Source organism: Jeotgalicoccus saudimassiliensis, assembly GCF_000756715.1.
Taxonomy (GTDB): domain Bacteria; phylum Bacillota; class Bacilli; order Staphylococcales; family Salinicoccaceae; genus Jeotgalicoccus; species Jeotgalicoccus saudimassiliensis.
Genome location: NZ_CCSE01000001.1, coordinates 433,894 through 459,151 on the forward strand (window position 1 = coordinate 433,894; position 25,258 = coordinate 459,151).

The following is a 25,258-nucleotide window of genomic DNA, read 5'->3' on the forward strand; positions in this document are numbered from 1 at the left end:
TTATGCTGTAAGAGGTTTTTTATGTAGCAGCGATTACTGCTGGTGGTAAGCTGCAACTTCAGTTAATTCTTTGCTTATTGCTCTGATCTTGCTGATCGCATGTTCAACGATGCGTTCAGGGAATACTTCATCACTGCCGTATTCGATACCAGTCGGGTAGTAGTGTTTACCCATGTACGGGTCCATCAGCTGCATTGTTGCATTGTTTGCACCAACGTCGCCGTTCACTGCATATCCAGGAAAACGTAAGTAATAAATACCTTCAGGAATTTCGTATTTATAATCGAAAGTCATACGCTCATAATCCCAGCTGCCGCCAAGAACACAACCATTGTGGTTCATAATATCCTGCAGTGAGCCTTGTGGAATGACTATATTTTCAATACCTGAGTTTTCAAAAACCATCATTTTTGCCCCCTATCATTTATCCATTACCCTAATTTTAATCTATTACAATACCAGTTGCAAATGGTATTTATCATATAGTAACAAATGTATCAATATGATAAAATGATTGGGGAGAGGTGATTATATGATAATGACAACAGATTTTGAAATTATGGATTCACTAGACTCTCTAAACGATATGATTACTGAGACAGAAGAGTATTATAACTACTGTAAATATAAAGCACTCCTCGATACGGATGATGAAGTCAGTAAAATGATTAAACATTTTGCACGGTTAAAAGAGGATTTTACCGATGTTGAACGGTTCGGTAAATATCACCCGGATTTCAGTTCGAAACGAAAAGAAATCAACCAGTATAAAAAAGCATTGGATATGCATCCGATTATTATGGAATACAGAAGAGCGGAATTTCAGCTGCAGTCACTGCTGGATGAAGTGCTTTTTATTATCGGTCAGTCGGTCAGTCCGCATGCTAATATCGTCAGCAGCAATCCATTTTTCTCAAACAGTTCAAACAGCGGCTGTGCAACAGGCGGAAGCTGCAGCTGCGCAGGTTAATATATACTTTAGAAGAGCACGTACCGGGATGGTGCGTGTTCTTTTTTCTGAAAAAAAAGACCCGCTCGATGCGGGTCGGAATTATTAGTATCTGTCTTTTAACAGGTGGTAGCTGATGTCCGGATAGTCGGTCACAATAGTGTGTGCACCTTTTTGGATGAGTTCATCCATCTTATCCATTTTATTAATATTCCAGTAGCCGACTGCGATGTTCAGGCTCGTCAGGAATTCGATAAAGCCTTTCGTATCCAGGCGGATGCCGTTATATTCTGCCGGAATCTGGAACGTATCTGCCGCAGGTTCATACATATGTCCGAAGCCTGCACGGTGGATAAAGAATGCACGGCTGACCTGATCAACGCCGGCACCAAGTGCCACAGAATCCTCAGCGTAGAGATTAAACTGTTTAATCTGTGCGTCGTGGAAACTTGTTACAAGTACACGGTCTTCCGCACCGAGTTCTGTAATTAAACGGTAGAGCAGACTTGGAACAAGGCTGCCCGCGTAGGATTCGGGATCATCTTTAATATCGATGTTGATTAACGTTCCCGGGTATTCTTCAATCAGTTCGCGGAGTGTAACAATTTTAGCTTTGTCATGTCCGCGGTACGGGTGATTGCCTTCAACATCAGTAAAGTGGTAACCGAAATCAAGCTCTTTTAAATCTGCGAGCGTCAGGTTGCTTACTTTACCTGCACCGTTGGAAGTTCTGTCTACGTATGCGTCGTGGAAAACGACGATTTCTTCATCTTTTGTCAGACGGATATCAATTTCAAATCCCTCAACGTTAAACTCCGATGCTTTGTCAAAAGCGATGCGTGTATGTTCAGGCGCAAGACCCATACCGCCGCGGTGTGCAAAAATATACGGTGAACGCTGCTTGAAGTATGGTTTAATATCGCGGACTTTCGTTTCTTTTAATAATTTAGTACCTGCCCAGAGGCCGAGTGTCAGACCGGTTGCGACGCCGACTGCTGTTGCCATTCTTTTAATACATTTTGCCATGTTGGAAACCTCCATGAGATATTCATTTAAAAAACATACAGAATATATGTTATTATGATTCTAAAGATTTAGATAGGTGGTCAGTCAATGATAGTCAACCGACTTGGTATATATGTTTATTTTAAACAAAATAAATTCATTCGACAATTGAAACGGCACGGACATTTAATTTACGTTAATAAAACGAAGAAATATGTTCTTTTGTATGTCGATGAAGCCGAACTGGATAAGACGCTCACAGATCTTGGCAAACTGAAGTTTGTCACGGATATAGTTCTCAGTGAGTACCCGAATATAAAACGCGAATATCACACTGAAGATAAAGAAAAACAGGATTATCGCGTGATATAGTTTATGTCATCGGCAGAATCAGGTGATTCAGTCTTAAAATGCCGGTTAAATACTGGTAGAACTGTTCACGTTCATAAAAATCTTCCGGTGATTTTGTTGAGAATTCAACGATGCTGAGGTTTTTATCCTCACACCATGATTTTATTAACTGATATTTTTTACCTTCGCCGTCTTTAATGGCGATGCCGTTATAAATCGTGTATATTGCCTGCAGGTCCTGTTCAACAGGTTTCATAATCAGCAGGAATGTTGCAGGTGATTTATCGTTGTCTAAAAATATTGCGTGCCGGACACGTTCATGATTATATTCAATCAATGCCTGCAATTCAAATATTTCGTGGTAACCTTCACCCATCGTGATGAATTTTTGCATGTAATCAACTCCTATAAATTATAATATATGACCAGAGAGCCAAATGAAAGGGCAATACTTATGAGAATTATAAGCGGGAAATATAAAGCGAAGAAACTGAACACATTAAAATCCAATGATACACGGCCTACAAGCGACAAAGTACGGGAAAGTGTATTCAGTATGCTCGGCTCCATTGAAGGGAGCGTCCTGGACCTTTTCGGGGGGACAGGCGGCCTTGCCATTGAAGCGCTGAGCCGCGGGGCGGACAGTGCGATGATAATCGACGGTGCCGGCGATGCAATTAAAATTATTAAGGAAAATACGAAGGGCATCGATGAGCCTGTGGAGATTTTCAGAAATGATTACCGCCGCGCACTGAAGGCGATGGGAAAACGGGAAAAGTCGTTTGACTTAATTTTCCTGGATCCGCCTTACAATAAAAAACTTATCGATAAAAGTCTCGAACTGATAGAAGAGTATAATATTTTACATGACGGCGGCAGAATTGTCGCTGAAGCAGGTAAAAATGAAACATTTAAACATCCCGGATTTGAAATCGTCAAGGAACATAATTACGGTTCAATTAAAGTATGGGTGCTTATTAAAGAAGGAAAGTAGGGGAACAGTGTGGCGAAAGAGAAAATTGCAGTGGTGCCGGGGAGTTTTGATCCCATTACATACGGCCATCTGGATATTATTGAACGCGCATGCAAAATTTTCGATAAAGTCTATGTATCGGTCTTAAGAAATTCATCTAAAAAAGGATTGTTTTCACCGGCTGAACGTATCGACTTAATATCCGGGGTGACAAAGCATCTGGATAATGTCGAAGTGGTTCAGTTCGACGGTCTGCTAATCGACTACTGTCAGCAGGTAGAGGCGGATGCGATTATCAGAGGGCTGCGTGCAGTCAGTGATTTTGAATATGAAATGCAGCTGACGAGCATGAACAGAAAGCTCGACAGCCAGATTGAAACGATGTATATCATGACGAATAACAACTATTCGTTTATTTCGTCATCCATCGTAAAAGAAGTTGCAAAATACGGCGGCAAGATCGAAGACATCGTCCCGCCGCTGATTGAAGAGGCATTAAAGAAAAAATTTAACGGAGAATAATGACCGGTGTGTTAAAATCGGTTTTCTTTGAACCGGTGAATGTATTGTAGACTTCCGTGGCCGTCACTTCGTGTGATACAAGGTCGCGGCTTTTTTTATTGACGTTAGTAATAATGCTGACATCTTCAAGAGATTTTAAATAATTTCTGCCGTTGTCGTTCATACCGAGAATACGGACGCTGCTGGTAAGTGTGTGTTCTTTCATAACTTCATCTGTAATATTCAGCAGAATGGAAATCATCAGTCTGCTGAGTCGTGTCCATGTGTAGCGCTTTGTTTTGACTGCTGATAAAAATTCATCGTAGCTGCCGGCGCTGCGTATTTTATCCTGCAGCCGGTGTTCGAGTCCCTCGGTCATCATATAAATGTTTCTCAGTTCTTCCGGTGAGCGTGTCAGAATGATTGTTTTCAGTGTGCTGTAAAAGTCCTCGTTTGATGCGAGGTGGCCGGACATCATTTTTTTCACTAGGCTTTCCGGCATAAATTTCACAGCTTCTGCGGTTTCACCGGCAAACAGTGCACCGCGGAGACTTGTCGCGCTGGAAAACCCGGCGTCCGACAATGCGGTATCGCTGTAATTATTGCCGACACGTTTAACAGTACCCGGGCGAATCGGAGAGGCGAGCTCATTGACAGCGTTAATGTATGCAATGCCGAGCGTGTCATTCGGTGAAGCGAGCAGTGCATTGTCTGCAAGCGTACTCAGTGCCCGCGGATAACTGTAGCCCTGCTTTAACAGTTCCGTGAATTCCGGAGAATGTTCAAGGCGGCGGGACTCTGCTGCGGCATTCACCAGTGCATCGATGTCACCGGATTCGCTTCCGAAAACAAGATCCGTTGCCTGCAGCAGATTGGCAATGTGAACGCCGCCCCGTGCAAAGTCGTCAGCTGAGCTGACCGCGTTTAAAAAGGGCAGCTCGGCAACCAGGTCGACGTGCTGAAGCGCGGCTTCTGTACGTGTAAACTTATCTGTCACTGCGATTTCGCCGCGCTGGGTAAAGCTGCCCGACATAATCGCGACAGTCACATCGGGCTCTGTCAGAGCCTTTGCCTGTTCGATATGGTAAATATGTCCGTTGTGAAATGGGTTGTACTCTGTAATTAATGCTAAAATTTTCATACATAAACCCCCGATAAATGTTATACTAAGTGTATCAAATTATTAGACAGATTGAAGTTATTTGTTAAGAAAAAAACTTGACACTTTTTCTTTATAATTGTACAATATCTGTTGTGCTCATAAGAGGTGGAATTTATATGAAATGGTCACTTTCCCAACTAAGAAAGTATGCCAGTGACAAATTCACTTTTAATGAAACTGTTCAGTTAGACACATTGTTGGATCGTGCGGACATACTCGCTGTAGAAGATGTTAATGTCTACGGAGATATGTTTTTCGGACGTCATCGAGTAGATGTTGACTTGCATATATCGGCGGTTGTTAAGATGATCGACAGCCGGAGCGGTGATACCGTTAGTCTGCCACTCGAGATACAATCTGTCGAAGTGTTTGATGAAACACTTGAAGAAGACGAGGAAACAGAAGATGACAACATGCATCCGCTGATCCATACGCTGGATCTCGAGCCTGTAGTCAGAGAACTGCTGATCGTTAACTTACCGACAGTTTATACTGAGAGTGATGAACTACCCGGGTCATCAGGAGCAAGTGGTTGGACAGTAATGGATGAAGCGGAAGTCAGCGGCCAAAAGCCGGCTGTGGATCCGAGATTACAAAAACTAGAAGCTTTAAAGCTAAGCGATGAGGAGGAAAAATAATGGCAGTACCTAAAAGAAGAACATCAAAAACACGTAAAAATAAACGTCGTTCACACATGAGACTTTCATTACCAGGAATGGTAGAATGCTCAAACTGCGGTGAAACTAAATTAGCTCACCGTGTATGTAAAGAGTGCGGAAGCTACAAAGGCGAAGAAGTTGTAGCCAACTAATTGCCTTTATAAGAAAACGGCCTGAAAATCTTAGTACTAAGGTTTTCGGGCCGTTTTTTTGCTGTGTGGTCGTATGAAAGTTGTTTATCGAAGCGGATTTCATTATGCGGGTTAATAAAGAAATCCGAAACGGCAAAAGCCATTCCGGACATGAAAGTATTAAGTATTCTTTTTAATTTGGGTACCACATTAATGATTCATCGGCGAGATCACGTTCGATATCGTATTCGTGTGCATCGAAATCATGTTTTTCAAAAAAGTTGCGGGAATTCTGGAAGCGGCTGATGGCTTTTATAGGAAGGTTGAATGATTTGGCATAGTCGATCAGTTCACTGCCGAATCCTCTGCCCTGATATTTTTCCAGCACTTCGAGTTTCCATATTACTAAATAATCTGCTGTATCGTTGTCGATCGGATGATCTGTATCCTCCCGGCGATACAGGCACATGCGTGCAGCCAGGTCATCTCCCTGGTAGATTCCGTAAAATGGTGAATCGATATTGGCATCGATTACGTTGGCTTCGAGTTCATCAATCATATGCAGTTCCTGAGCACCATACTCTCGGAACTTTTTAAATTCTTCTGCTGTTTTGTAATTAATAGCTAAGTTTTTTACTTTTGACATATGGCAACGCTCCTTTTCATACAGTATATTCATAATTGCCAAGCCGTTCAATTGTTTTATAGTTAAATAAATTTTATACTTTGAATAACGATTAATTGAGGAGAAAGATTTATGCATTTTGAGACTATTGATTTTTCAGGGAACATACATAATACAGCTGACAATAAACAATTCTACGGCGGTTTATCGTACGACGAAGCAGGAATCAGAGAAGTGCTTCAGCGTCCGGCGCACAGTCATACCGGGGAGCTTGGCAGTATTATCGAAGCGGATATGGAGCGGTACGGTCTGACAGATGCCGGGCGGCGTAATATTGAACTGCTTAAAAAAGGGAACAAGGTTGTTATTGCCGGCCAGCAGGCAGGCCTTTTCATGAGTCCTTCCTATATCATTCATAAGATAGTGTCAATTTTAGTCGTGACTAAAGAGCTTAAGGAAAAATACGATTACGATGCAGTTCCTGTATTTTGGATTGCAGGTGAGGATCATGATTTCGATGAAGTGAACCATACGCATCTATACGATACGTATCACCGCAGGCGTGTGAAAGTACACTACAAGCCGAATTTAACAGTGCCGATGAGCATCGGATTTTATCAGTACGATAAAAAAGCGATGACTGCTGTACTAGATAAAGTGCTGAAATATCTCGGTGACTCAAATTACACAGCGGATTTAAAAAAGAAAACTGCTGCTGCGATTGAGCGGTGTACAACGTGGACAGAGCTGTTTCACAGCCTGGTCCACGACACATTTAAAGAAGACGGTCTCGTAATTTTTAATTCGCATCTTGAAGCGGTGAGGGAACTCGAAGTACCGATGCTTAAAAATATGTTCGAAAATCACCATAAAATTGATGAAGCATTTAAAACAGGACAGTCAGAATTCTTAAGTGCGGTGAATAAATCCCCGGTGATACAGACGGATACAGAGGTCCATCTGTTCGGCAATGCATCATCGACACGCGAACTGATAGCAGAAACAGCATCGGGATATGAACTCGGCGGTGAAATATTCAGCGCAGCTGATATTATTTCACGTATCGAAAAGACTCCGGCAGAGTTTTCGAATAACGTTGTAACGCGTCCGCTGATGCAGGAAATGCTGTTTAATACAGCAGTCTTTTTAGGCGGCGGTGCGGAAGTGTCATACTGGGGTGAACTCCACAAAGTCTTTGAAGTGATGCATACGCCGATGCCGATTGTTATGAAGCGTATGGAATTTATGCACGTGGATGACCGTCTGGAAAAACTGCTCGACAGATACGGGCTGACACTCGACAATACGATTACCGGACAGATTCAGGAGCGAAAGGAAACGCTTATTGAGACGCATACAAATGACGACATAATCGATGAAATTGAACGTGTTAAGGCGACGGTTGAAGAGGCATTTAAACCGCTTTACAATCACGCAGATGAATACTTCAGCAGCGGCATTATCGACGGCAATAAGAAAATTCATATGAATGAGCTGGATTATTTAAAAAAACGTTACACTGTCGATATTAAACGCAGGTTAAGAACGGAATTGAACAATCTGGATGAGTTGAGTGAAAAGCTGATGCCGAATGGAGCGCTGCAGGAACGGCTCTACCATCCATGGCAGTATCTGAACGGAAATTGGGATTACTCCCCACTCAGTTACACCGACAAATTAACATTGATAAAAAGTTAATAATTGCTGTATACCGCGCGATTTCTTCGTTAGAAGAAATCGCTTTTTTTATTTGGAAAATTATTTACCAATCTTTTTTATAATTTGTGGAGGAAAGTGGGGAGATGTGGTAAATTAATATATATAGCGGGGTGAGAATATGTTCATGGGTGAGTACAAACATAATTTGGATACGAAAGGCCGTATAATTGTGCCGAGTAAATTCAGAGAATTACTCGATGAACAATTCGTTATTACGCGTGGCCTCGACCGCTGTTTATTCGCGTATACAGTGGATGAATGGAGCCGTATTGAAGATAAACTTAAAACACTTCCGCTGACAAAAAAAGACGCGCGTAAGTTTACGAGATTATTTTTCTCAGGTGCCACTTCCGTGGAAATCGACAAGCAGGGACGTATTAATATTCCGCAGAATCTGCGTGAATATGCGGGACTGTCGAAAGATTGTACGGTAATTGGAGTCTCAAGCAGAATTGAAATTTGGGATTCGGCAGCATGGGAAGATTTTTATACAGAATCTGAAGATAACTTTGAAGATATAGCAGAAGATTTAATCGATTTTGACCTTTAGGATGTGACAGGATGTTCAACCACACTTCAGTTTTACTAAAAGAAACAGTCGATGGTTTAAATATTAAACCCGACGGCATATACGTCGATGCAACACTCGGCGGAGGCGGACATACTTCATATTTATTGTCACAGCTTGAAACGGGGCATGTCTATGCATTTGATCAGGATATGACAGCGATAAATAATGCCCGCGAAAAATTTAAAGATCACAGCAATATAACGTTAATTCATACTAATTTTGAAAATATAACTTCAGCACTAAACGACATCGGTGTGACAGGCATCGACGGTATTTTATATGACCTGGGTGTTTCAAGTCCTCAGCTCGACGTTACAGAGCGGGGTTTCAGTCACTCAAAAACAGCGAGACTCGACATGAGAATGGATCAGACACAGGAACTCGATGCTTACGAGATTGTTAATGAGTACTCATACGAAGCACTGGTAAGCATATTTTTCAGATATGGTGAAGAAAAATTTTCGAAAAAGATTGCACGGGAAATCGAACGCTTACGCAAAATTGAGCCGATTGAAACAACGACGGAACTTGCCGACATTATTAAGTCTCAGATTCCGCAGAAATTCAGGCGTACAGGCGGACACCCTGCGAAACGTATTTTCCAGGCGCTCCGAATTGCAGTTAACGATGAACTTGGCGTATTTGAACGTTCACTGGAACAGGCAATTGAACTCCTGAACAAAGATGGACGTGTATCAGTAATTACATTCCACTCGCTGGAAGACAGAATTTGTAAGCAGATGTTCGTAGAATATGAAAAGGGGCCGGAGCTTCCGAAAAACATGCCGATTATCCCCGAAGGATATGAACCGGTATTAAAAAGGGTGAACCGCAAACCGATTATTGCAGAGGGCGATGATCTTGAAGCGAACCCGCGCGCGCGCAGCGCGAAGCTTCGAATTGCCGAGAAACAAGTATAGGATGTGTTGACATGGTAGTAGAAAGATATACTGAAGTGAATCCCGCGAAGAAAGTATACAGAGAACCTGACCGTCAGCCGAAAACACGTAAAAGAGAAAAAGTAGTTGGTATTAAACGCATGGAAATGGCCGTCTACATAATACTTGCCGTTCTGATTGCGGCAGTTTCCATATATGTGCTATCTTTAAAAATGGAAGCGTACAACTATCAGAATGAAAAAACATCATTAGAACAGTCTATCGCAGTTAAAAATGGTGAAATCAGTGAGTTGAATACTGAGGTCACTTACCTTGCTTCCTACGATCGTATTTATGAAAAAGCTCAGGAACTGGGCCTTGATTTGAATAATAGCAATGTAAAGGTTGTAGAAAAGTATGGCGAAGATTAGACGGAAAATCAGTCTTAAAAATAGCAAGGTAACAATTGGCGCACTCCTGATATATTTCGGTATAGGAGTGCTTTTTCTTTTGATTATCGGTCAGTTTACAAAACTGATGATATTTCAGACGATAGATGAAGAGGATTTAATTGCAAGAGGACAGGATAAGTATGCCGTCAGCTCGATCAGTGAACCTGAACGGGGTGAAATACTGGATCGCGAAGGGAATATTCTCGCTGCAGACATGGAGGCATACCGTATCGCAATTATTACTGATGAAAATTATCCGAATCACGTAAGCAACCCGGAGGAAACTGCGGCGCTGCTGTCTGAAGTTGTCGATATGGACAAAGCGGAAATACAGAAAATGATTGAAAAGAACATTGAGAAAGGCCAGTTCCAAATGGAACTCGGACAGGCCGGACGCAATATATCCTATAACGATAAGAAGTTTCTGGAAGAATCGGAAGCAACGGGTATAGTTTTTGAACCTGAAACGAGACGCTTTTATCCGAATGGCAAGTTCGCTTCCCATCTTATCGGTTTTGCCGAATTAAATGATGAACTCGGCAGACTTGACGGACAGCTTGGATTCGAACGTATATATAACGACCTATTAAAAGGAAAGCCTGGGAGTGTGGATTATGCCCAGGATGTGTGGGGATACATTGTACCGAATTCGGACAATGTTAAACCGCCGGTTAACGGACATGATGTAAAACTGACAATCGATCCGAATATCCAGCTCTATCTTGAAGAGACATTAAATGATATGGATGACCACTTTGAGCCGGAAGAGCTTATAGCTGTCGTTGCAGATGCCGAGACAGGTGAAATTCTTGCAAGCGGCCAGCGTCCGTCATTTAACCCGGAAACACGGGAAGGATTTGGTAACAGCTGGCTGAACATGCTTTACGAATATTCATTTGAACCCGGTTCAACTTTTAAAGTCTTCGGACTTGCCGCAGCTATAGAAGAGGGCGTCTACGATCCGGATGCAGTTTACACGTCCGGCTCTATGGATGTTATGGATGCAACGATTTACGACTGGGAAACTGAAGGCTGGGGAGACATTACGTATAATGAAGGAATGCAGTATTCTTCGAATGTACTTATGATGATTCTGCAAAATAAAGTCGGAGCAGATAAAATGCTCGATTATTATAAAGACTTCGGTTTCGGCCAGACGACAGATTCTGAGTTCCCGACCGAAGTTACCGGACAGCTGGCATGGGATAATGAACTTCAGCAGAAAACAACATCATTCGGTCAGACATCCACTGTAACACCGATTCAGCTGATTCAGGGAATGACGGCACTGCTGAATGAAGGCAAGATGAAAAAACCTTACGTCGTCGACGAAATTACGGACGATTCAGGTGAAGTTGTTTACGACGGTAAGGAAGAAACAGTCAGACAGGTCATTTCAAAAGAGGCGGCCGAAAAAACGATGACTGAGATGAATACGCTGATAGACGGTTCACTGGACCATAACCCGCAGTATAAATCCGACGAATATGAAGTGACCGGCAAATCGGGGACTGCACAAATTTACGATCCGGAAACGGGCGGATACATGGACGGGGACTACCAGTTCTTTACCTCATTTCTCGGTTATGCTCCGAAGGAAGATCCTGAAGTAATCATCTACTACGGTATAAAACTTGCAAGTAAAAACAAGAGTGAAACTTGGGATAACGGTGTTGCACGAGGATTTAACCCGCTGATGGAACGCACGCTGAAGTATCTTGAAGTATCTGAAGCTGATGTTTCCGGAGATCAGGGGATCGTTGAAATCGGTGATTACCGGGGTCAGAAAATTGACGCCTTAAATGATGAATTAAATGATACAATTGATGTGAAAATAGTCGGGAACGGTACAGAGATTACCGATCACTTCCCGCAGGATGACAGACTGCTGCCGTACGACTCACTGTTTGTGAAGACAGACGGGGATCCGACACTGCCTGACTTTAAAGGACTGTCGAAGCGGGAAGCACTGCTGCTTGCCGACTTTATGGAAATTAACATTACAGTCGAAGGCGAAGGGTACGTGAAGAGCCAGTCTCAAAATGCGGGCACAGCTGTAACGGAAGATACAACTGTGGAAATCACTTTATCGTCAAATGACCCGAACGACTAGGAGGAGCTATGAACTATATATTTTTAGCAGCCGGACTCGTGCTGACTGCAATACTGATACCAATTTTAATACCTTTATTAAAACGCATGAAATTTGGACAGACAGTCCGTGAAGAAGGGCCGGAAAGTCATTTAATTAAAACGGGCACACCGACAATGGGCGGACTGTCATTTATTTCAGTGACAATTATTCTGTCCGTTATCGGACTGCTGTTCGTCGATGATATATACAAACTGCTTGTACTGATTATCGTCACTGTCGGTTTTGGGTTAATCGGCTTTATAGATGATTATATTATCGTCGTGAAGAAAGATAACGCAGGGTTGTCTTCAAAACAGAAGTTTCTTGCACAGATTGCAGTTGCAGTCATTATCTTTATTATTATGATGAACTGGATTCCATCGATTGATGCAGGTATTCAGATTCCGGGCACGGAACTGTTTATCCCGCTCGGCATATTCTTTGTCGTATGGATTGTGTTCTGGCTTGTCGGGTTCTCAAACGCGGTTAACTTAACGGACGGCCTTGACGGACTGTCGACGGGAACATCTATTATTGCGTTCGGTTCATTTCTTGTAATCAGCCTGATTACAGGTGAAACAGAAGTTGCTTTGTTCCTGTTTATTTTAATCGGTTCTCTGATCGGATTTTTAATTTATAATAAATATCCGGCGAAACTCTTTATGGGTGACACAGGCTCACTTGCACTCGGCGGTATTATCGCAACAGTATCGATCCTGTTAAACAGCAGCCTGCTGCTTCTCGTTATTGGTATCGTCTTTGTTATTGAAACAGCGAGTGTAATGATGCAGGTGGCATCGTTTAAAACGACGGGGAAACGTATCTTTAAGATGACTCCGATTCATCATCATTTCGAGCTGTCGGGCTGGAACGAATGGAAAATTGTTATCGTCTTCTGGTCGGCCGGTTTACTTGCCGGTGTGCTCGGTGTAGTACTGGGAGTGATGTAGGATGAAATCATACAGCGGCTACGAAAATAAAAACGTTATCGTACTCGGATACGGACGGAGCGGCAAAAGTGCCGTGAATGCACTGGTGACTTTAGGAGCCAACGTTACACTGACAACAAACGAAGTTTTTTCCGATGAAGAAGCGGAACAGAAATACAACGCATGGGGTGTTGAAATTGTCGACGGACACCATCCGTCAAACCTTTTAAACCGTGCCGATTTAATCGTTAAAAATCCGGGTATACCATACAGCATTCCATTTTTAAAAGAAGCAGCGGAACGGAATATCCCGATTATTACTGAAGTTGAAATTGCCCATCATGTGAGTGAGGCACCAATTTATGCTCTGACAGGTACGAATGGTAAAACGACGTGTACACATCTGCTCGGGGAGATGCTTGAGCAGGACGGCGGTACACCGGTTTTATGCGGCAATATCGGATACCCGGCAACAGATGCGGCGATGGAGGCCACGCCGGATGATACGCTGCTGATGGAGATGTCGTCTTTCCAGCTGATGGGCATCGAAGAATTCAGACCGAATATCGCAGTTATTACGAATATTTATGAAGCGCATCTTGATTATCACGGTTCTGTTGAGGAATACCGACATGCGAAATTAGAAATATTTAAAAATATGACTGCAAAAGATCTGCTGATTTTTAACAGAAAGCAGGCGCATATGCTGGACGGTCTTGATATAAATTGCCGTGTGCAGTATTTCGATGCAGACAATGAAGCAGATGCATATGTAAAAGACGGGAACTTTATCGTGCATGGTGAAGTGATTATGCCGGTTCAGGATGTAGTGCTAAAAGGCGATCATAATATTGAAAATATCCTTGCGACACTGCTCACAGCAAAAGCACACGGCGTTGCGAACGGGGCAATCAAACGCACGCTCAGCACATTCAGCGGTATTTCACACAGATTGGAACGCCTGGGTTCGGTCGATGATGTCGTGTATTACAACGATTCGAAAGCGACAAACAATCTCGCGACTTCATTTGCACTGAAAAGCTTTGATACGCCGGTAATCTGGCTTGCAGGCGGACTGGACAGAGGACAGTCACTCGATGAACTGATGCAGTATGCGGGACATGTTAAGCGTATAGTGACCTTTGGTGAAACAGCGCAGAAATTCGTAGCGCTGGCTGACAAGATGAACATTCCCTCGGTAACGACGGAAAACCCGTATACGGGCATTGAACTGACTCAGGCGCACGCAGCACCGGGAGATACAGTACTTTTCTCACCGGCATGCGCAAGCTGGGATCAGTATAAAGACTATGAGCAGCGCGGCGATCATTTTAAAGAAGGCTTTGCAAAGCTCAGCTGACAGAACAGGAGGTATAGCCGATGAACAAAGATCAGGAAAATATCGATGACATAAAAGAAAAACTTAAAAAGAAACGTCAGGATACAGAATATGTCGGCTATACTGCCAAAACTCCTGAGCAGAAAGACAGCGGGCAGAAAGAACTGCATCAGGATGTTAAAAAAACTGCGGACAGCAAACCTGTTAACGATAAGAAAAACAATGCTGTAAAAAAAGATACACCCGCAAGGAAGCGAACCGATAAAAAAACCAGCGGGAAATCTGATGATAAACCCGGTGTAAAAGCAAAAAAAGAACCGACACCGCACGATGAACTTGCTTTGAAAATTGAACACTATAAAGATTTTGAAGCACAGGACTCCGGTGACAGCAAAGAAAATAAAACAGTCACAGGAAAAAAAGAGAAAGCATCAGGAAAGAAAAAGTGGGGCAATAAAACGGCATCAGAAAATGACCGTAAGGGTAAGCCGCTTAAACAAAAAGAAAAATTTGAATTTAAGCGGATACATATGTATATCGGGATTGTCGTATTCCTCGTACTGCTCCTTGCAGCACTGCTCTGGTACGTTTTTACGAGTGCGAGTGATGTAAAGGAAATAAAATTTGAAGGCAACAGCCTGGTAACCGAAGCAGAACTCGAAGAACGCATCGGTTTCAGTAAAGGGGATAAGATGTTCAGTATTTCTGCCGGCAAAGCTGAAGAAAACGTGGAACTGCTTCCTGTCATTGAAGAGGTTTCAGTAGAGCGTGACTGGCCGAACAGTGTTACAGTTAATGTTAATGAATATAAAGCGATTGCTTACATTAATAGTGAAGATCTTTATTTCCCGGTGCTCGAAAACAGCAGAATCCAGCGCGGTTACCCGAGTGCTCCGAGAAATGCACCGATTATTTACAACTTCGAAGGCGAGGAATTCGACGCCCTGGTTGCAGCGCTGAACGAAATTGAAGTCGACATACTGGAAAGTATTTCAGAAATATATTTCCGTCCGACAGACAATTCAATGCGGCGCATCCACGTGTTTATGAATGACGGACAGGAAATCGTTGCAGATTATGAAACGTTCAGTGATAAAATGAATTACTATATCGGCATCCGCCAGGAAATTGGTGATGACACCGGCGGTATTATCGATATGGAAGTGGGAACGAGCTATCTTCCGTACGACAGTGCCGATGCACGGGAAATTAAAGATAATATTTACAATGAACCTTCGCAGGTCGGCTATATTGAGGATATAAATGTGGCGCTCGACGGTGTAAGATCAGCACTTGGTGAAATTGACAGTGCTTCTGATGAATAAAATCAGATAAAGTGAAACAAATGTTTTGAAATAGTTCACATTAATCAGAGTATAATGTAAACTAGAAATAGTATTATGAAAATGGCTGTGTAGGAGGCAATAAGGTGAAGGAACATTATTATGTTGCCCTTGATATCGGCTCGTCTAGTGTCAAAGTGGTGGTCGGAGAAAAATTTCACAACGGTGTGAACGTTATTGGTACCGGCCAAACCTTCACTGATGGGGTTTCTAAAGGGATGATCAATGATTTTGATCAGGCTAAAAATGCAATTACAGATACAATTAAAAAAGCGAAAATCGCTTCAGGTGTAGATATTGATGAAGTGTTTGTTAAAATTCCAATCGCGGATACTCACATTCACTTTACAGAAGATGCAATACGTTTCGGCGGTGAAGCGACGGAGATTACCGGTGAACATATCGAGGAACTGCTCGAAAATGTCCGCATGAATGATCCTGCAGGACAGCATGAGACAGTCAGCGTTTATCCGGTTTCTTTTGTCGTAGACAGTCTGCACGAAGTTAACGATCCGAAAGAAATGATTGCAGAAGAAAGTCTGGCAGTTAAAGCCGGTGTTGTTTCTGCGAACCGTACGCTGCTTATCAACATTGTTAAATGTGTTGAGGCTGCCGGTTTAACTATACTGGATGTATATTCCGATGCGGTTAACTATCAGCATGTGCTGACAGACGCTGAGATTGAACTGGGAGCTGTCGTTATTGACATGGGCCTTGACATTACCCAGTTTGCATATTACGAACGCGGTTCATTAAAATATGCAAACAGCGTGGGTATTGCAGGACGTGATATTACACTGGACCTGGTTGATGAGTTCAATACATCATACGATGAAGCAGACCAGGCCAAAGAACAATACGGACATGCATTCTTTGATCTTGCAAGTGATGATGAGAAGATGATGCTTGCACAGAACGATTCAGGCAAGCCTGCTGAGGTGACTTCAAAAGACCTCGCAGATGTTATCGAGCTCGTTGTAGAAGACGCGTTTATGGCTGTCTTTGAAGACCTTGCCAAAAACGGCATCAACAATGTCCAGGGCGGTTTCGTTCTGACAGGCGGTTCTGCAAACATCCGGGGCATCAAAGAACTGATGCAGGACCTTGTTGCTGAAAAAGTAAGAGTCCACATACCGAATCAGATGGGTGCAAGAAAACCTGAATTTACAAGCGCTATCTCAGTACTGTCAAGCGGAATTATGTTTGATGAGTTACTGGAATATGTTACAATTGATAATCATGATGACTATCCTGAAGCAGATTCACACAATGCAGTGAATGATGACCAGGATTCACAGTCTGCAAACTTCTTTACAGGGCTTTTTGCAAAACGTAAAGAAGAGAATGAACTTCAGGTTAACCGGGATGAAGACTCAGCGGAAGATGAGTACAATTATCCAGAGGAAGACAGCGTTGAAGAATCACAGGCTGATGAAGATGCTGCTGAAGACGAATACGAGGATTACACTTATGATGACGCCGACAACCGTTCTGAACGTTCCGAACAGGAACCTAAAGAGCAAGGCGATCTGGGCAGTAAAGTTAAAAAAATATTTAAAAATCTATTTGAGTAGAAGTACATTTGGGAGGAAAGATTAATGTTAGAATTTGAACAAGGTTTTAACCACATGGCGACATTAAAAGTTATCGGTGTTGGCGGTGGCGGTAATAATGCCGTTAACCGTATGATCGAGGACGGTATGTCCAACGTTGAATTTATAGCAATTAATACTGACGGACAAGCACTTAACCTTTCAAAGGCTGAGTCAAGAATCCAGATCGGTGAAAAATTAACTCGCGGTTTAGGTGCAGGTGCAAACCCTGACATCGGTAAAAAAGCTGCGGAAGAATCACGCGAACAAATCGAAGATGCCATCCAGGGCGCGGACATGGTGTTCGTTACAGCTGGTATGGGCGGTGGAACAGGTACAGGTGCTGCACCTGTAGTTGCTAAGATCGCTAAGGAAATGGGCGCACTTACAGTAGGTGTAGTTACACGTCCATTCGGCTTCGAAGGAAGAAAGAGACAAACACAGGCTGCTGCCGGTGTTGAGCAGATGAAAGCTGCTGTAGATACTCTGATTATTATCCCAAATGATCGCTTATTAGATATCGTAGATAAATCTACTCCGATGATGGAAGCATTTAAAGAAGCAGATAACGTACTTCGCCAGGGTGTCCAGGGTATTTCTGACCTTATCGCTGTCAGCGGTGAAGTTAACCTTGACTTTGCAGACGTTAAAACTATTATGCAAAACCAGGGTTCTGCATTAATGGGTATCGGTATTTCAGCTGGTGAAAACCGCGCAGTTGAAGCAGCTAAGAAAGCAATCTCAAGTCCGCTTCTTGAAACGTCAATCGTTGGCGCTCAGGGTGTTCTTATGAACATCACAGGCGGAGAATCACTGTCACTGTTTGAAGCACAGGAAGCAGCTGACATCGTTCAGGATGCATCGGATGAAGATGTAAATATGATCTTCGGTACGGTTATCAACCCTGAACTGGAAGATGAAATTGTAATCACTGTAATCGCTACAGGTTTCAATGAGAAGTCACTTCAGCGTTCTGCCGAAAGACCTGCAGAACAGCCTGAACCTACACAGACACGTGGCGGCGGAAGCAACTTTAACCAGCCACCTGCATACAATTCAAGAGATATTGCTGAAGATGACGGATTCACTCGTGAGCCGGACAGATTCGATACACGTTCTCAGGAAGAGCCGGATGTACCGACTTTCCTTAAAGGGAACAGCTCTAGAAGAGAAAGACGCAGAAGATAATTTTGCATTGTATATATATCGGAGATATTGGCGACCCAATATCTCCTTTATTTTATAGGCGGGAGATAATTTGACTAATAATCATTTATTTAAACTACATAAAAATTTCGTTGGAGATATGACGGATGAGCTGACATTCGGTTACACGATGCGTCACGGCGGACAGAGCGCATATCCGGAAAACAGTTTTAATATGGCGCTGTATATTGGTGACGACAGTAAAAATGTCCATGCCCATCAGGAACAGCTTGCCGGTGAAATTAACTTCCCGGTCAGTTCGTGGGTGCTGCCGATACAAAAGCATGGCGGTAATATTGAAGAAGTAACATCAGCAGACAGCGGCACAAATATTAAAACACTCGGCAGCAGTCTGTACGATGTGGATGGACTTTATACGTATGAACGCGGTGTTCTGTTAACGATGAATTATGCCGACTGTATTCCTGTATACGTTTACAGTGTAACTGACACCTTTACCGGTCTTGCGCATGCGGGCTGGCGGGGAACGTCAGAAAGTATTACAAAAAAGCTGATAGACTGTTATAAAGGCAGTAAAGAGGATCTCAGAGTGATTATAGGTGTCGGTATCAACAAGTCGTTCTATGAAGTGGACGACAGAGTAATCGATGCATTGAAGCCTCTGCCTGACAGTTCTTATGAACAGACAAAAACGGGCTGGCAGCTGGACTTGAAAGAGGTTAATAAGCACCAGGCACTGTCTGCAGGCATCTATGAAAAACATATAAGCGTAACCGGTCTCGGCACAGAATCGGATGAGTTTTTCTCTTTCAGAATGGAACAGGGACAAACCGGCCGTGCACTGGCTTTTATTGGGAGGCGTAATAATGATTAAGGAAAACTATGAACAGGTAAAAAATGAAACAGGCGACGGTGTTAAAATTATTGCCGTTACTAAATATCACACGGTGGAAGAAACGCTTAAAGCTTACGCGGCGGGTGTGAGACATTTCGGTGAAAACAGGATTGAAGGGTTCATTGAAAAACGCGCAGCACTGCCTGACGATGCAGAAGTGCACTTTATCGGTACAATGCAGTCGAGAAAAGTTAAAGAGGTCATCGGTGATCTTCATTATTTACACTCACTTGAGCGTGAAAGTGTAGCGAAAAAAATTGAACAGGCAGGTCAACATGTTGTAAACTGTTTTATACAGGTGAATGTGTCCGACGAAGCTTCAAAACACGGTCTTAAGCCGGAAGAGGTTGAAGCGTTCATCGGTAAGCTGAAAGACTACAAATATGTTAAGGTTATCGGCCTTATGACAATGGCACCGAATACTGAAGACAGTTCAATTATCGAAAACACATTTAAAGGTTTACGTGCACTGCGTGATGAAATTGCAGTCAACTATCCGGAAGTAACGGAACTCAGTATGGGTATGAGCAACGACTATCCAATTGCAGTGCAATACGGAGCAACGTACATACGTATCGGCAGTAAAATTATGGGGAGCTAGGTGAGTGAAAATGGCTATTACTAAGTTTATAAAAGATTTATTTGTCGTAGAAGAGGAAGTTCCTGTGAATGATAAGAAGACAGAACAGACAAAAACTCCGGCGAAAGTTACGAATCTGAATACGAATAAACAGCCGAATAGCCGTCAAAAAGAGGCGGCACCTAAAAAAGCGGTACAAAGCGGCAAGAAACTACCGGTTGCTAAACAAGGGGCTCAGAAACCGGCGGCACCTAAAGCACGTGTACAGCAGGATCAGAAAAAAGCAAAAACAAAAGCAGCACCAACACAAAACAGGGAGAGTCGAACAATGCCTGTAAATGACCAGAATACAAAAGTATGTCTATTTGAACCGAGAGTATTTGCAGAAACACAGGATATTGCAGATGAACTGAAAAGCAACCGTGCTGCATTAGTTAACCTGACTAAAATTGATTCGGTTCCGAAGAAGCGTATCGTGGACTTTTTAAGCGGAACAGTTTATGCTTTAGAAGGCGATATTCAAAAGGTAGGTGCGGACATTTTTCTCTGCACGCCAAACAGTTTTGGTGTTGAAGGTGAAATCTCCGACAAAGAAGAGTTTTTCGATGAAATGTAAGGAGAGTTACTTTGGATAATTCATTAATTGGAACGATATTAATATATGTATGGCAGTTTTTTAACTTCGCATGGCCGATCTTTACATGGGGATTAATTATTTACATATTGTCTTCATGGTTTCCGGCATTACGCGAATCATCATTCGGCGAGTTTCTCGGAAAAGTGTACGAACCGCTGCTTGAACCGTTCAGACGCATGATTCCGCCTCTCGGCGGTGTGCTGGATTTATCACCGATAATTTTAATTATCATTTTCAATCTGTTCGGCAGAGGTATGAACGAAATCTTCAGAGTGATTTTTAACTGGCTTCTATAAACCGGACTGAACAATCCGTACGACAGTTTCCTGATGGAACAGCTGGCGTACGGATTATTTATTCCCGGCAGTTTTAAATTATTAATTAAGGTGTGATATTGATGAAAGGTATATACCAGCATTTCAGACCCGAAGAACGGGAGATGCTTACATTATTAAATAGTAAGTTTGAACAGGCTTCAAATAACTATTATGCTGTGCTGACGGATTTTTTAAATCCGCGTGAACAGAAGATGATTGAAAGTTTAAGCGGCGGCTATCCGGATATAACAGTCGCGTACTACGGCGGCGGAAATAACAGTGAACGCGAACGGCTCCGGGCGCTGCTTCTGCCGGAATATTTTGAGCATACGGCGGATGATTTTGAAATTACTGTCTTTGAAGTGTCGTACCCGGATAAGTTTGTGACACTGTCACACCGCAACCTGCTCGGTGCAATAATGAGCATCGGAGTGGACCGGGGGATTATCGGTGATATCGTCAACGGGGATACAATCCAGTTTGCTGTTGCATCACCATTTAAGGAACTGTTTCAAACTGAACTTGTAAAAATAAAAAATGCACCGCTTAAATTAACCGAAATACCTCACGGTGAGTTTATCGATGCCGCTGTTAATATGAAACCTGTGGCTATACTCAGCTCATCATACCGCCTCGACTCAATCGTTTCACTCGTCTTAAAAGAGGGAAGAGCAAAGTCTAAAGAGCGGGTTGAAAAGGAAAAAGTTAAAGTGAATCATTCGATAGTCGATGAGCCATCGTTTATAATAGAAACCGGAGATATAATTTCGGTACGCGGATTTGGGCGATTTGTCGTTACGGAACAAATTGCGGAAACGAAAAAAGGCAAATACAGACTCGAAGTAATGATAGTAACTGATAAATGAGGTGAACGGAATGAAGAGAGAAGATATTACGAATAAAAAATTCTCAACAGTGTACCGCGGACTGGACGAACAGGCGGTAAGACAGCATTTAACAGAAATAGCGGATGCACTGGATAAGAAAGATGCACGTATTGCACAGCTGGAAGAGATGCTGAATGAAAGAGAAGAAAACCTGAACAGCTTTAAGAGTGTTGAATCTTCGATTCAGGAAGCTATTTTAAGCGCATCGAAAGCCGGCGATGAAATTAAACAGCGTGCACAGAATTACGGTGACAGTATTATCCAGAAAGCAGAGACTGAAGGCGAGCAGATTATCAGCCGTGCCCGCCAGCGTGAAAATCATATGATGGAACACAACGAAGACTTAAAACGCCAGGCTAAAATCTTCAGAGCCCGTTATAAAATGCTGATTCAGGCGCAGCTCGATCTGCTCGAAACAGAAGACTGGGAAAGATTACTTGAATTTGACGGTGACGATTCCGAAAAATAGCAAATTTACATTGACGGATTGTAAGATATTTAGCATAATTAATATGTATTATTAGACATGCAAACTTTCATTCGAATGCAGCGACCGGGGGACGGTGGGAGCCCCGGCGACGATGAACGCTTTGAAATCACTAATGATTTATAAAAAATATAACAACAAAGTGGACTCTAAGCAGTCAAGAAGGGTGGTACCGCGGTCATTCGCCCCTTAATATGCTTAGAGTCTTTTTATTTTAAAAGAAGGAGAATCATTATGGACTATAAAGACACTCTATTAATGCCGAAAACAGCATTTAAAATGCGCGGCGGTTTAGTTAACAAAGAACCAAAAATGCAGCAGCACTGGGAAGACATCGACCTGTACAACAAAAAACTTGAATTAAACAAAGGCAACACGCCTTTTGTGCTTCACGACGGCCCGCCGTATGCCAACGGTAATCTGCATATGGGGCACGCACTGAACAAAATCATCAAGGATTTTATTAACCGCAACAAGCAGATGCAGGGATACTACACACCTTACGTTCCCGGCTGGGATACGCACGGTCTGCCGATTGAACAGGCGCTGACAAACAAAGGTGTTGACCGCAAGTCGATGACAATCGAAGAATTCAGAAACAAATGTATCGAGTTTGCCAATTCTCAGATCGACATCCAGCGCGACGGTTTTAAACGCATGGGTATCGACGGTGAGTGGGATAATCCGTACTTAACGTACAAGCCTGAATTCGAAGCTTCACAGGTACGCGTGTTAAAAGACATGGTATCAAAAGGTTTAATTTACAAAGGTAAGAAGCCGATCTACTGGTCACCGACAAGTGAATCATCACTTGCTGAAGCGGAACTTGAGTATCAGGATAAAAAATCCCCATCAATTTATGTGTCATTTAAAGTTAAAGACGGCAAAGACACTGTTGATGCAGGTGTAAATTTTGTTATCTGGACAACAACACCGTGGACAATTCCGTCAAACCTTGCACTCGCTGTACACAAAAACTTAAACTACGTACAGTTTAACTATGACGGTGAGGAATATATCGTAGCTGAAGATCTGCTCGATACTTTTGCTGAAGAAGTCGAATTCGATAAGGAACAGATTACACGCACGAAAGAGTTTAAAGGATCAGAGCTTGAATATATTACTGCATCACACCCGTTATTCGACCGTGAGAGCCTTGTAGTGCTCGGCGACCACGTAACGACTGAAGCGGGTACCGGCGTGGTTCACACAGCACCGGGTCACGGTGACGATGACTTTAAAGTCGGTCAGCAGTACGGTCTTGATGTATTAAGCCCTGTCGACCACAAAGGTGTCTTCACTGATGAAGCAGGAAAATACGAAGGCTTATTCTACGATGATGCAAATAAAGTGATTTCAGAAGATCTGAAAGAAGCAGGCGCATTATTAAAGCTGTCATTCTACACACACTCGTACCCGCATGACTGGCGTACGAAGAAACCTGTAATCTTCCGTGCGACACCGCAATGGTTCGCATCAATTGAAGGGGTTCGTGAAGACATTCTGAACTCGTTAATGGAGACGAAATTCCAGGTTGAATGGAACCGTAAACGCATGTACAACATGATTAAAAACCGCGGCGACTGGGTTATTTCTCGCCAGCGCGTCTGGGGAGTGCCGTTACCGTTTTTCTACGGTGAAAACGGTGAGGAAATTATCGATGCTGACGTACTTGAACACGTGGCAACTCTGTTTGAAGAGCACGGCTCCAACATTTGGTTCGAGTGGGACGCGAAAGATTTACTTCCTGAAGGATTCACGCATGAAAGTGCTCCAAACGGTGTCTTCACTAAAGAAACAGACATTATGGACGTATGGTTCGATTCAGGTTCAACGCACCGCGGTGTACTTGACTACAGAGAGAACTTAACATACCCGGCTGACCTTTACTTTGAAGGTTCGGACCAGTACCGCGGATGGTTCAACTCATCACTGATTACAAGTGTTGCAACAAAAGGCCATTCGCCGTATAAAGAATTACTGTCACACGGTTTCGTAATGGACGGTCAGGGCAAGAAGATGTCGAAATCTCTCGGCAACGTGATTCTTCCGACAAAAGTTATGCAGCAGATGGGTGCAGATATTATCCGCCTGTGGGTAATGTCATCAGACTTCCAGGAAGATGTCCGTGTATCTGACGACATTCTGAAACAGGTATCGGAAGTTTACCGTAAGATCCGCAACACTTTCAGATTCCTGCTTGGTAACGTCAATGACTTTAATCCTGCAGAAAACAATGTGGCATACGAAGATTTATACGAAGTCGATAAATATATGTACAACCGCTTTAACGAGCTGAAAACATTTATGCTTGATGCATATGACCGTTATGACTATGTAACGATGTATCAGACGGTTCAGAACTTTATCAACGTTGACCTGTCTAACTTCTACCTCGATTACGGCAAGGATATTCTGTACATTGAAGCTGAAGATGCACCGATCAGACGCAGTCTGCAGACTGTACTGTACAAAATTCTTAAGGAATTAAACTTAGTGCTTGCACCTGTACTTGTTCATACAGCTGAAGAAATTTATGAGCACACACCGCACACTGAGAAGGAAAGTGTTCACCTCGAGCATTTCCCTGAGCGTGAGGAAACAGATGCTGCCTTAATCGACAAATGGCAGAAATTCATGATGGTGCGCGACGATGTTTACAAAGCGCTTGAATCTGCCCGCAATGAGAAGACAATCGGTAAATCTCTAGATGCTAAAGTCACACTGACGCAGCCTTTAGACTTTAACCTGGATGATATCCGGGGCAACCTGGAACAGTTCTTCATCGTGTCTCAGGTCGAAGTGGCTGATTCCGTTGAAGGCGGCACTGAGTACGAAGTAGTTACGGTTAAAGTTGAACACGCTGATGGCGAACGCTGTGACCGCTGCTGGAACTACTCAACTGCAGATTCAATTGTAAACGGCGAAGATGACATTTGCCCAAGATGCCGTGAAGTAGTGGACGCAAAGTAAGC

General features: G+C 43.0%; 27 protein-coding genes and 1 pseudogene. 23 read left to right on the forward strand and 5 right to left on the reverse strand.

What is annotated here, in order from left to right; translation table 11 throughout:
* Positions 1 to 33: 33 nt before the first annotated feature.
* Positions 34 to 405 (reverse strand): YugN family protein, encoded by a 372-nt coding sequence (locus RZ44_RS02130; RefSeq protein ID WP_035807957.1) that lies wholly within the window; start codon positions 403 to 405, stop codon positions 34 to 36.
* A 127-nt stretch (positions 406 to 532) separates the two neighbouring features.
* Between RZ44_RS02130 and RZ44_RS02135 the strand changes: the two genes are divergently transcribed.
* Positions 533 to 970, forward strand: a complete 438-nt coding sequence (locus RZ44_RS02135) for a YlbF/YmcA family competence regulator (protein WP_035807959.1) — start codon at positions 533 to 535, stop codon at positions 968 to 970.
* 84 nt (positions 971 to 1,054) lie between these two features.
* Here the strand turns inward: RZ44_RS02135 and RZ44_RS02140 are convergent, their stop codons facing one another.
* Positions 1,055 to 1,975 carry a glycerophosphodiester phosphodiesterase family protein gene (locus RZ44_RS02140; protein ID WP_035807961.1) on the reverse strand — a complete coding sequence of 307 codons (921 nt, stop codon included), beginning with the start codon at positions 1,973 to 1,975 and terminating at the stop codon, positions 1,055 to 1,057.
* Between the two features lie 87 nt (positions 1,976 to 2,062).
* On the opposite strand from RZ44_RS02140, the gene RZ44_RS02145 reads away from it, so the two are divergent.
* Positions 2,063 to 2,326, forward strand: coding sequence for a DUF2129 domain-containing protein (locus RZ44_RS02145; protein WP_035807964.1), 264 nt, complete (start codon positions 2,063 to 2,065; stop codon positions 2,324 to 2,326).
* Position 2,327: 1 nt separating this feature from the next.
* On the opposite strand, the gene RZ44_RS02150 is transcribed toward RZ44_RS02145, so the two are convergent.
* Positions 2,328 to 2,699 carry a DUF7147 family protein gene (locus RZ44_RS02150; protein WP_035807966.1) on the reverse strand — a complete coding sequence of 124 codons (372 nt, stop codon included), beginning with the start codon at positions 2,697 to 2,699 and terminating at the stop codon, positions 2,328 to 2,330.
* Between the two features lie 27 nt (positions 2,700 to 2,726).
* Between RZ44_RS02150 and rsmD the strand changes: the two genes are divergently transcribed.
* Complete coding sequence (gene rsmD, locus RZ44_RS02155; RefSeq protein WP_074431607.1) at positions 2,727 to 3,299, forward strand: 16S rRNA (guanine(966)-N(2))-methyltransferase RsmD; 573 nt, start codon at positions 2,727 to 2,729, stop codon at positions 3,297 to 3,299.
* Positions 3,300 to 3,308: 9 nt separating this feature from the next.
* Entirely contained in the window at positions 3,309 to 3,800 is a 492-nt protein-coding gene (gene coaD / locus RZ44_RS02160; protein WP_141638967.1) for a pantetheine-phosphate adenylyltransferase, read from the forward strand.
* Here coaD and RZ44_RS02165 read toward each other — a convergent pair.
* Complete coding sequence (locus tag RZ44_RS02165; RefSeq protein ID WP_035807970.1) at positions 3,787 to 4,920, reverse strand: nucleotidyltransferase; 1,134 nt, start codon at positions 4,918 to 4,920, stop codon at positions 3,787 to 3,789. The genes coaD and RZ44_RS02165 overlap by 14 nt on opposite strands.
* 137 nt (positions 4,921 to 5,057) lie before the next feature.
* On the opposite strand from RZ44_RS02165, the gene RZ44_RS02170 reads away from it, so the two are divergent.
* Both RZ44_RS02170 and rpmF read left to right on the forward strand, forming a co-directional pair.
* Complete coding sequence (locus tag RZ44_RS02170) at positions 5,058 to 5,579, forward strand: YceD family protein (RefSeq protein ID WP_035807972.1); 522 nt, start codon at positions 5,058 to 5,060, stop codon at positions 5,577 to 5,579.
* Entirely contained in the window at positions 5,579 to 5,752 is a 174-nt protein-coding gene (gene rpmF, locus RZ44_RS02175; protein ID WP_035807975.1) for a 50S ribosomal protein L32, read from the forward strand. Before RZ44_RS02170 ends, rpmF begins: the two co-directional genes overlap by 1 nt.
* 172 nt (positions 5,753 to 5,924) lie before the next feature.
* Here the strand turns inward: rpmF and RZ44_RS02180 are convergent, their stop codons facing one another.
* A complete protein-coding gene (locus RZ44_RS02180) occupies positions 5,925 to 6,377 on the reverse strand; it encodes an N-acetyltransferase (protein WP_035807978.1) in 453 nt (150 codons plus the stop codon).
* A gap of 111 nt (positions 6,378 to 6,488) precedes the next feature.
* Here RZ44_RS02180 and bshC point away from each other — a divergent pair, with 111 nt between their 5' ends.
* From bshC to ileS, 17 genes and pseudogenes are all read left to right on the forward strand, one after another.
* On the forward strand, positions 6,489 to 8,054 hold the full coding sequence (gene bshC / locus RZ44_RS02185) for a bacillithiol biosynthesis cysteine-adding enzyme BshC (RefSeq protein ID WP_035807980.1): 1,566 nt from the start codon (positions 6,489 to 6,491) through the stop codon (positions 8,052 to 8,054).
* Between the two features lie 139 nt (positions 8,055 to 8,193).
* Complete coding sequence (mraZ, locus tag RZ44_RS02190) at positions 8,194 to 8,625, forward strand: division/cell wall cluster transcriptional repressor MraZ (RefSeq protein ID WP_035807982.1); 432 nt, start codon at positions 8,194 to 8,196, stop codon at positions 8,623 to 8,625.
* A gap of 11 nt (positions 8,626 to 8,636) precedes the next feature.
* Positions 8,637 to 9,566 (forward strand): 16S rRNA (cytosine(1402)-N(4))-methyltransferase RsmH, encoded by a 930-nt coding sequence (gene rsmH / locus RZ44_RS02195; RefSeq protein WP_035807984.1) that lies wholly within the window; start codon positions 8,637 to 8,639, stop codon positions 9,564 to 9,566.
* Between the two features lie 11 nt (positions 9,567 to 9,577).
* Positions 9,578 to 9,955, forward strand: a complete 378-nt coding sequence (gene ftsL / locus RZ44_RS02200) for a cell division protein FtsL (protein WP_035807987.1) — start codon at positions 9,578 to 9,580, stop codon at positions 9,953 to 9,955.
* Positions 9,956 to 10,034: 79 nt separating this feature from the next.
* The gene (locus RZ44_RS02205; RefSeq protein WP_231856242.1) at positions 10,035 to 12,089 is read left to right on the forward strand and encodes a penicillin-binding transpeptidase domain-containing protein; all 2,055 of its coding nucleotides are present in this window, start codon (positions 10,035 to 10,037) and stop codon (positions 12,087 to 12,089) included.
* An 8-nt stretch (positions 12,090 to 12,097) separates the two neighbouring features.
* Entirely contained in the window at positions 12,098 to 13,060 is a 963-nt protein-coding gene (gene mraY / locus RZ44_RS02210; protein WP_035807993.1) for a phospho-N-acetylmuramoyl-pentapeptide-transferase, read from the forward strand.
* Between the two features lies 1 nt (position 13,061).
* Complete coding sequence (murD, locus tag RZ44_RS02215; protein WP_035807995.1) at positions 13,062 to 14,399, forward strand: UDP-N-acetylmuramoyl-L-alanine--D-glutamate ligase; 1,338 nt, start codon at positions 13,062 to 13,064, stop codon at positions 14,397 to 14,399.
* A 20-nt stretch (positions 14,400 to 14,419) separates the two neighbouring features.
* Positions 14,420 to 15,703: a cell division protein FtsQ/DivIB gene (locus RZ44_RS02220; protein WP_052108734.1), complete on the forward strand. Its 1,284-nt coding sequence runs from the start codon at positions 14,420 to 14,422 to the stop codon at positions 15,701 to 15,703.
* A 104-nt stretch (positions 15,704 to 15,807) separates the two neighbouring features.
* On the forward strand, positions 15,808 to 17,295 hold the full coding sequence (gene ftsA, locus RZ44_RS02225) for a cell division protein FtsA (protein WP_035807998.1): 1,488 nt from the start codon (positions 15,808 to 15,810) through the stop codon (positions 17,293 to 17,295).
* Between the two features lie 24 nt (positions 17,296 to 17,319).
* Positions 17,320 to 18,273: pseudogene (gene ftsZ, locus RZ44_RS02230) on the forward strand (cell division protein FtsZ); the annotation flags it as partial.
* A gap of 298 nt (positions 18,274 to 18,571) precedes the next feature.
* Complete coding sequence (locus RZ44_RS02235) at positions 18,572 to 19,354, forward strand: purine nucleoside phosphorylase YfiH/LACC1 family protein (protein ID WP_035808003.1); 783 nt, start codon at positions 18,572 to 18,574, stop codon at positions 19,352 to 19,354.
* On the forward strand, positions 19,347 to 19,976 hold the full coding sequence (locus RZ44_RS02240) for a YggS family pyridoxal phosphate-dependent enzyme (RefSeq protein WP_141638968.1): 630 nt from the start codon (positions 19,347 to 19,349) through the stop codon (positions 19,974 to 19,976). Before RZ44_RS02235 ends, RZ44_RS02240 begins: the two co-directional genes overlap by 8 nt.
* Before the next feature lie 10 nt (positions 19,977 to 19,986).
* Positions 19,987 to 20,571: a cell division protein SepF gene (locus RZ44_RS11450; protein ID WP_035808005.1), complete on the forward strand. Its 585-nt coding sequence runs from the start codon at positions 19,987 to 19,989 to the stop codon at positions 20,569 to 20,571.
* A gap of 11 nt (positions 20,572 to 20,582) precedes the next feature.
* A complete protein-coding gene (locus tag RZ44_RS02250) occupies positions 20,583 to 20,888 on the forward strand; it encodes a YggT family protein (protein WP_035808007.1) in 306 nt (101 codons plus the stop codon).
* Between the two features lie 101 nt (positions 20,889 to 20,989).
* On the forward strand, positions 20,990 to 21,775 hold the full coding sequence (locus RZ44_RS02255; RefSeq protein ID WP_035808008.1) for a YlmH family RNA-binding protein: 786 nt from the start codon (positions 20,990 to 20,992) through the stop codon (positions 21,773 to 21,775).
* A 10-nt stretch (positions 21,776 to 21,785) separates the two neighbouring features.
* A complete protein-coding gene (locus RZ44_RS02260; protein ID WP_035808010.1) occupies positions 21,786 to 22,265 on the forward strand; it encodes a DivIVA domain-containing protein in 480 nt (159 codons plus the stop codon).
* A gap of 252 nt (positions 22,266 to 22,517) precedes the next feature.
* Positions 22,518 to 25,256 carry an isoleucine--tRNA ligase gene (ileS, locus tag RZ44_RS02265; RefSeq protein WP_035808012.1) on the forward strand — a complete coding sequence of 913 codons (2,739 nt, stop codon included), beginning with the start codon at positions 22,518 to 22,520 and terminating at the stop codon, positions 25,254 to 25,256.
* Positions 25,257 to 25,258: the final 2 nt, after the last annotated feature.

Coding starts and splice junctions, on each gene's coding strand:
- RZ44_RS02130 (WP_035807957.1), bottom strand. CDS start 405: ATGGTTTTTGAAAACTCAGGTATTGAAAATATAGTCATTCCACAAGGC.
- RZ44_RS02135 (WP_035807959.1), top strand. CDS start 533: ATGATAATGACAACAGATTTTGAAATTATGGATTCACTAGACTCTCTA.
- RZ44_RS02140 (WP_035807961.1), bottom strand. CDS start 1,975: ATGGCAAAATGTATTAAAAGAATGGCAACAGCAGTCGGCGTCGCAACC.
- RZ44_RS02145 (WP_035807964.1), top strand. CDS start 2,063: ATGATAGTCAACCGACTTGGTATATATGTTTATTTTAAACAAAATAAA.
- RZ44_RS02150 (WP_035807966.1), bottom strand. CDS start 2,699: ATGCAAAAATTCATCACGATGGGTGAAGGTTACCACGAAATATTTGAA.
- rsmD (WP_074431607.1), top strand. CDS start 2,727: ATGACCAGAGAGCCAAATGAAAGGGCAATACTTATGAGAATTATAAGC.
- RZ44_RS02165 (WP_035807970.1), bottom strand. CDS start 4,920: ATGAAAATTTTAGCATTAATTACAGAGTACAACCCATTTCACAACGGA.
- RZ44_RS02170 (WP_035807972.1), top strand. CDS start 5,058: ATGAAATGGTCACTTTCCCAACTAAGAAAGTATGCCAGTGACAAATTC.
- rpmF (WP_035807975.1), top strand. CDS start 5,579: ATGGCAGTACCTAAAAGAAGAACATCAAAAACACGTAAAAATAAACGT.
- RZ44_RS02180 (WP_035807978.1), bottom strand. CDS start 6,377: ATGTCAAAAGTAAAAAACTTAGCTATTAATTACAAAACAGCAGAAGAA.
- bshC (WP_035807980.1), top strand. CDS start 6,489: ATGCATTTTGAGACTATTGATTTTTCAGGGAACATACATAATACAGCT.
- mraZ (WP_035807982.1), top strand. CDS start 8,194: ATGTTCATGGGTGAGTACAAACATAATTTGGATACGAAAGGCCGTATA.
- rsmH (WP_035807984.1), top strand. CDS start 8,637: ATGTTCAACCACACTTCAGTTTTACTAAAAGAAACAGTCGATGGTTTA.
- ftsL (WP_035807987.1), top strand. CDS start 9,578: ATGGTAGTAGAAAGATATACTGAAGTGAATCCCGCGAAGAAAGTATAC.
- mraY (WP_035807993.1), top strand. CDS start 12,098: ATGAACTATATATTTTTAGCAGCCGGACTCGTGCTGACTGCAATACTG.
- murD (WP_035807995.1), top strand. CDS start 13,062: ATGAAATCATACAGCGGCTACGAAAATAAAAACGTTATCGTACTCGGA.
- RZ44_RS02220 (WP_052108734.1), top strand. CDS start 14,420: ATGAACAAAGATCAGGAAAATATCGATGACATAAAAGAAAAACTTAAA.
- RZ44_RS02240 (WP_141638968.1), top strand. CDS start 19,347: ATGATTAAGGAAAACTATGAACAGGTAAAAAATGAAACAGGCGACGGT.
- RZ44_RS11450 (WP_035808005.1), top strand. CDS start 19,987: ATGGCTATTACTAAGTTTATAAAAGATTTATTTGTCGTAGAAGAGGAA.
- RZ44_RS02255 (WP_035808008.1), top strand. CDS start 20,990: ATGAAAGGTATATACCAGCATTTCAGACCCGAAGAACGGGAGATGCTT.
- RZ44_RS02260 (WP_035808010.1), top strand. CDS start 21,786: ATGAAGAGAGAAGATATTACGAATAAAAAATTCTCAACAGTGTACCGC.
- ileS (WP_035808012.1), top strand. CDS start 22,518: ATGGACTATAAAGACACTCTATTAATGCCGAAAACAGCATTTAAAATG.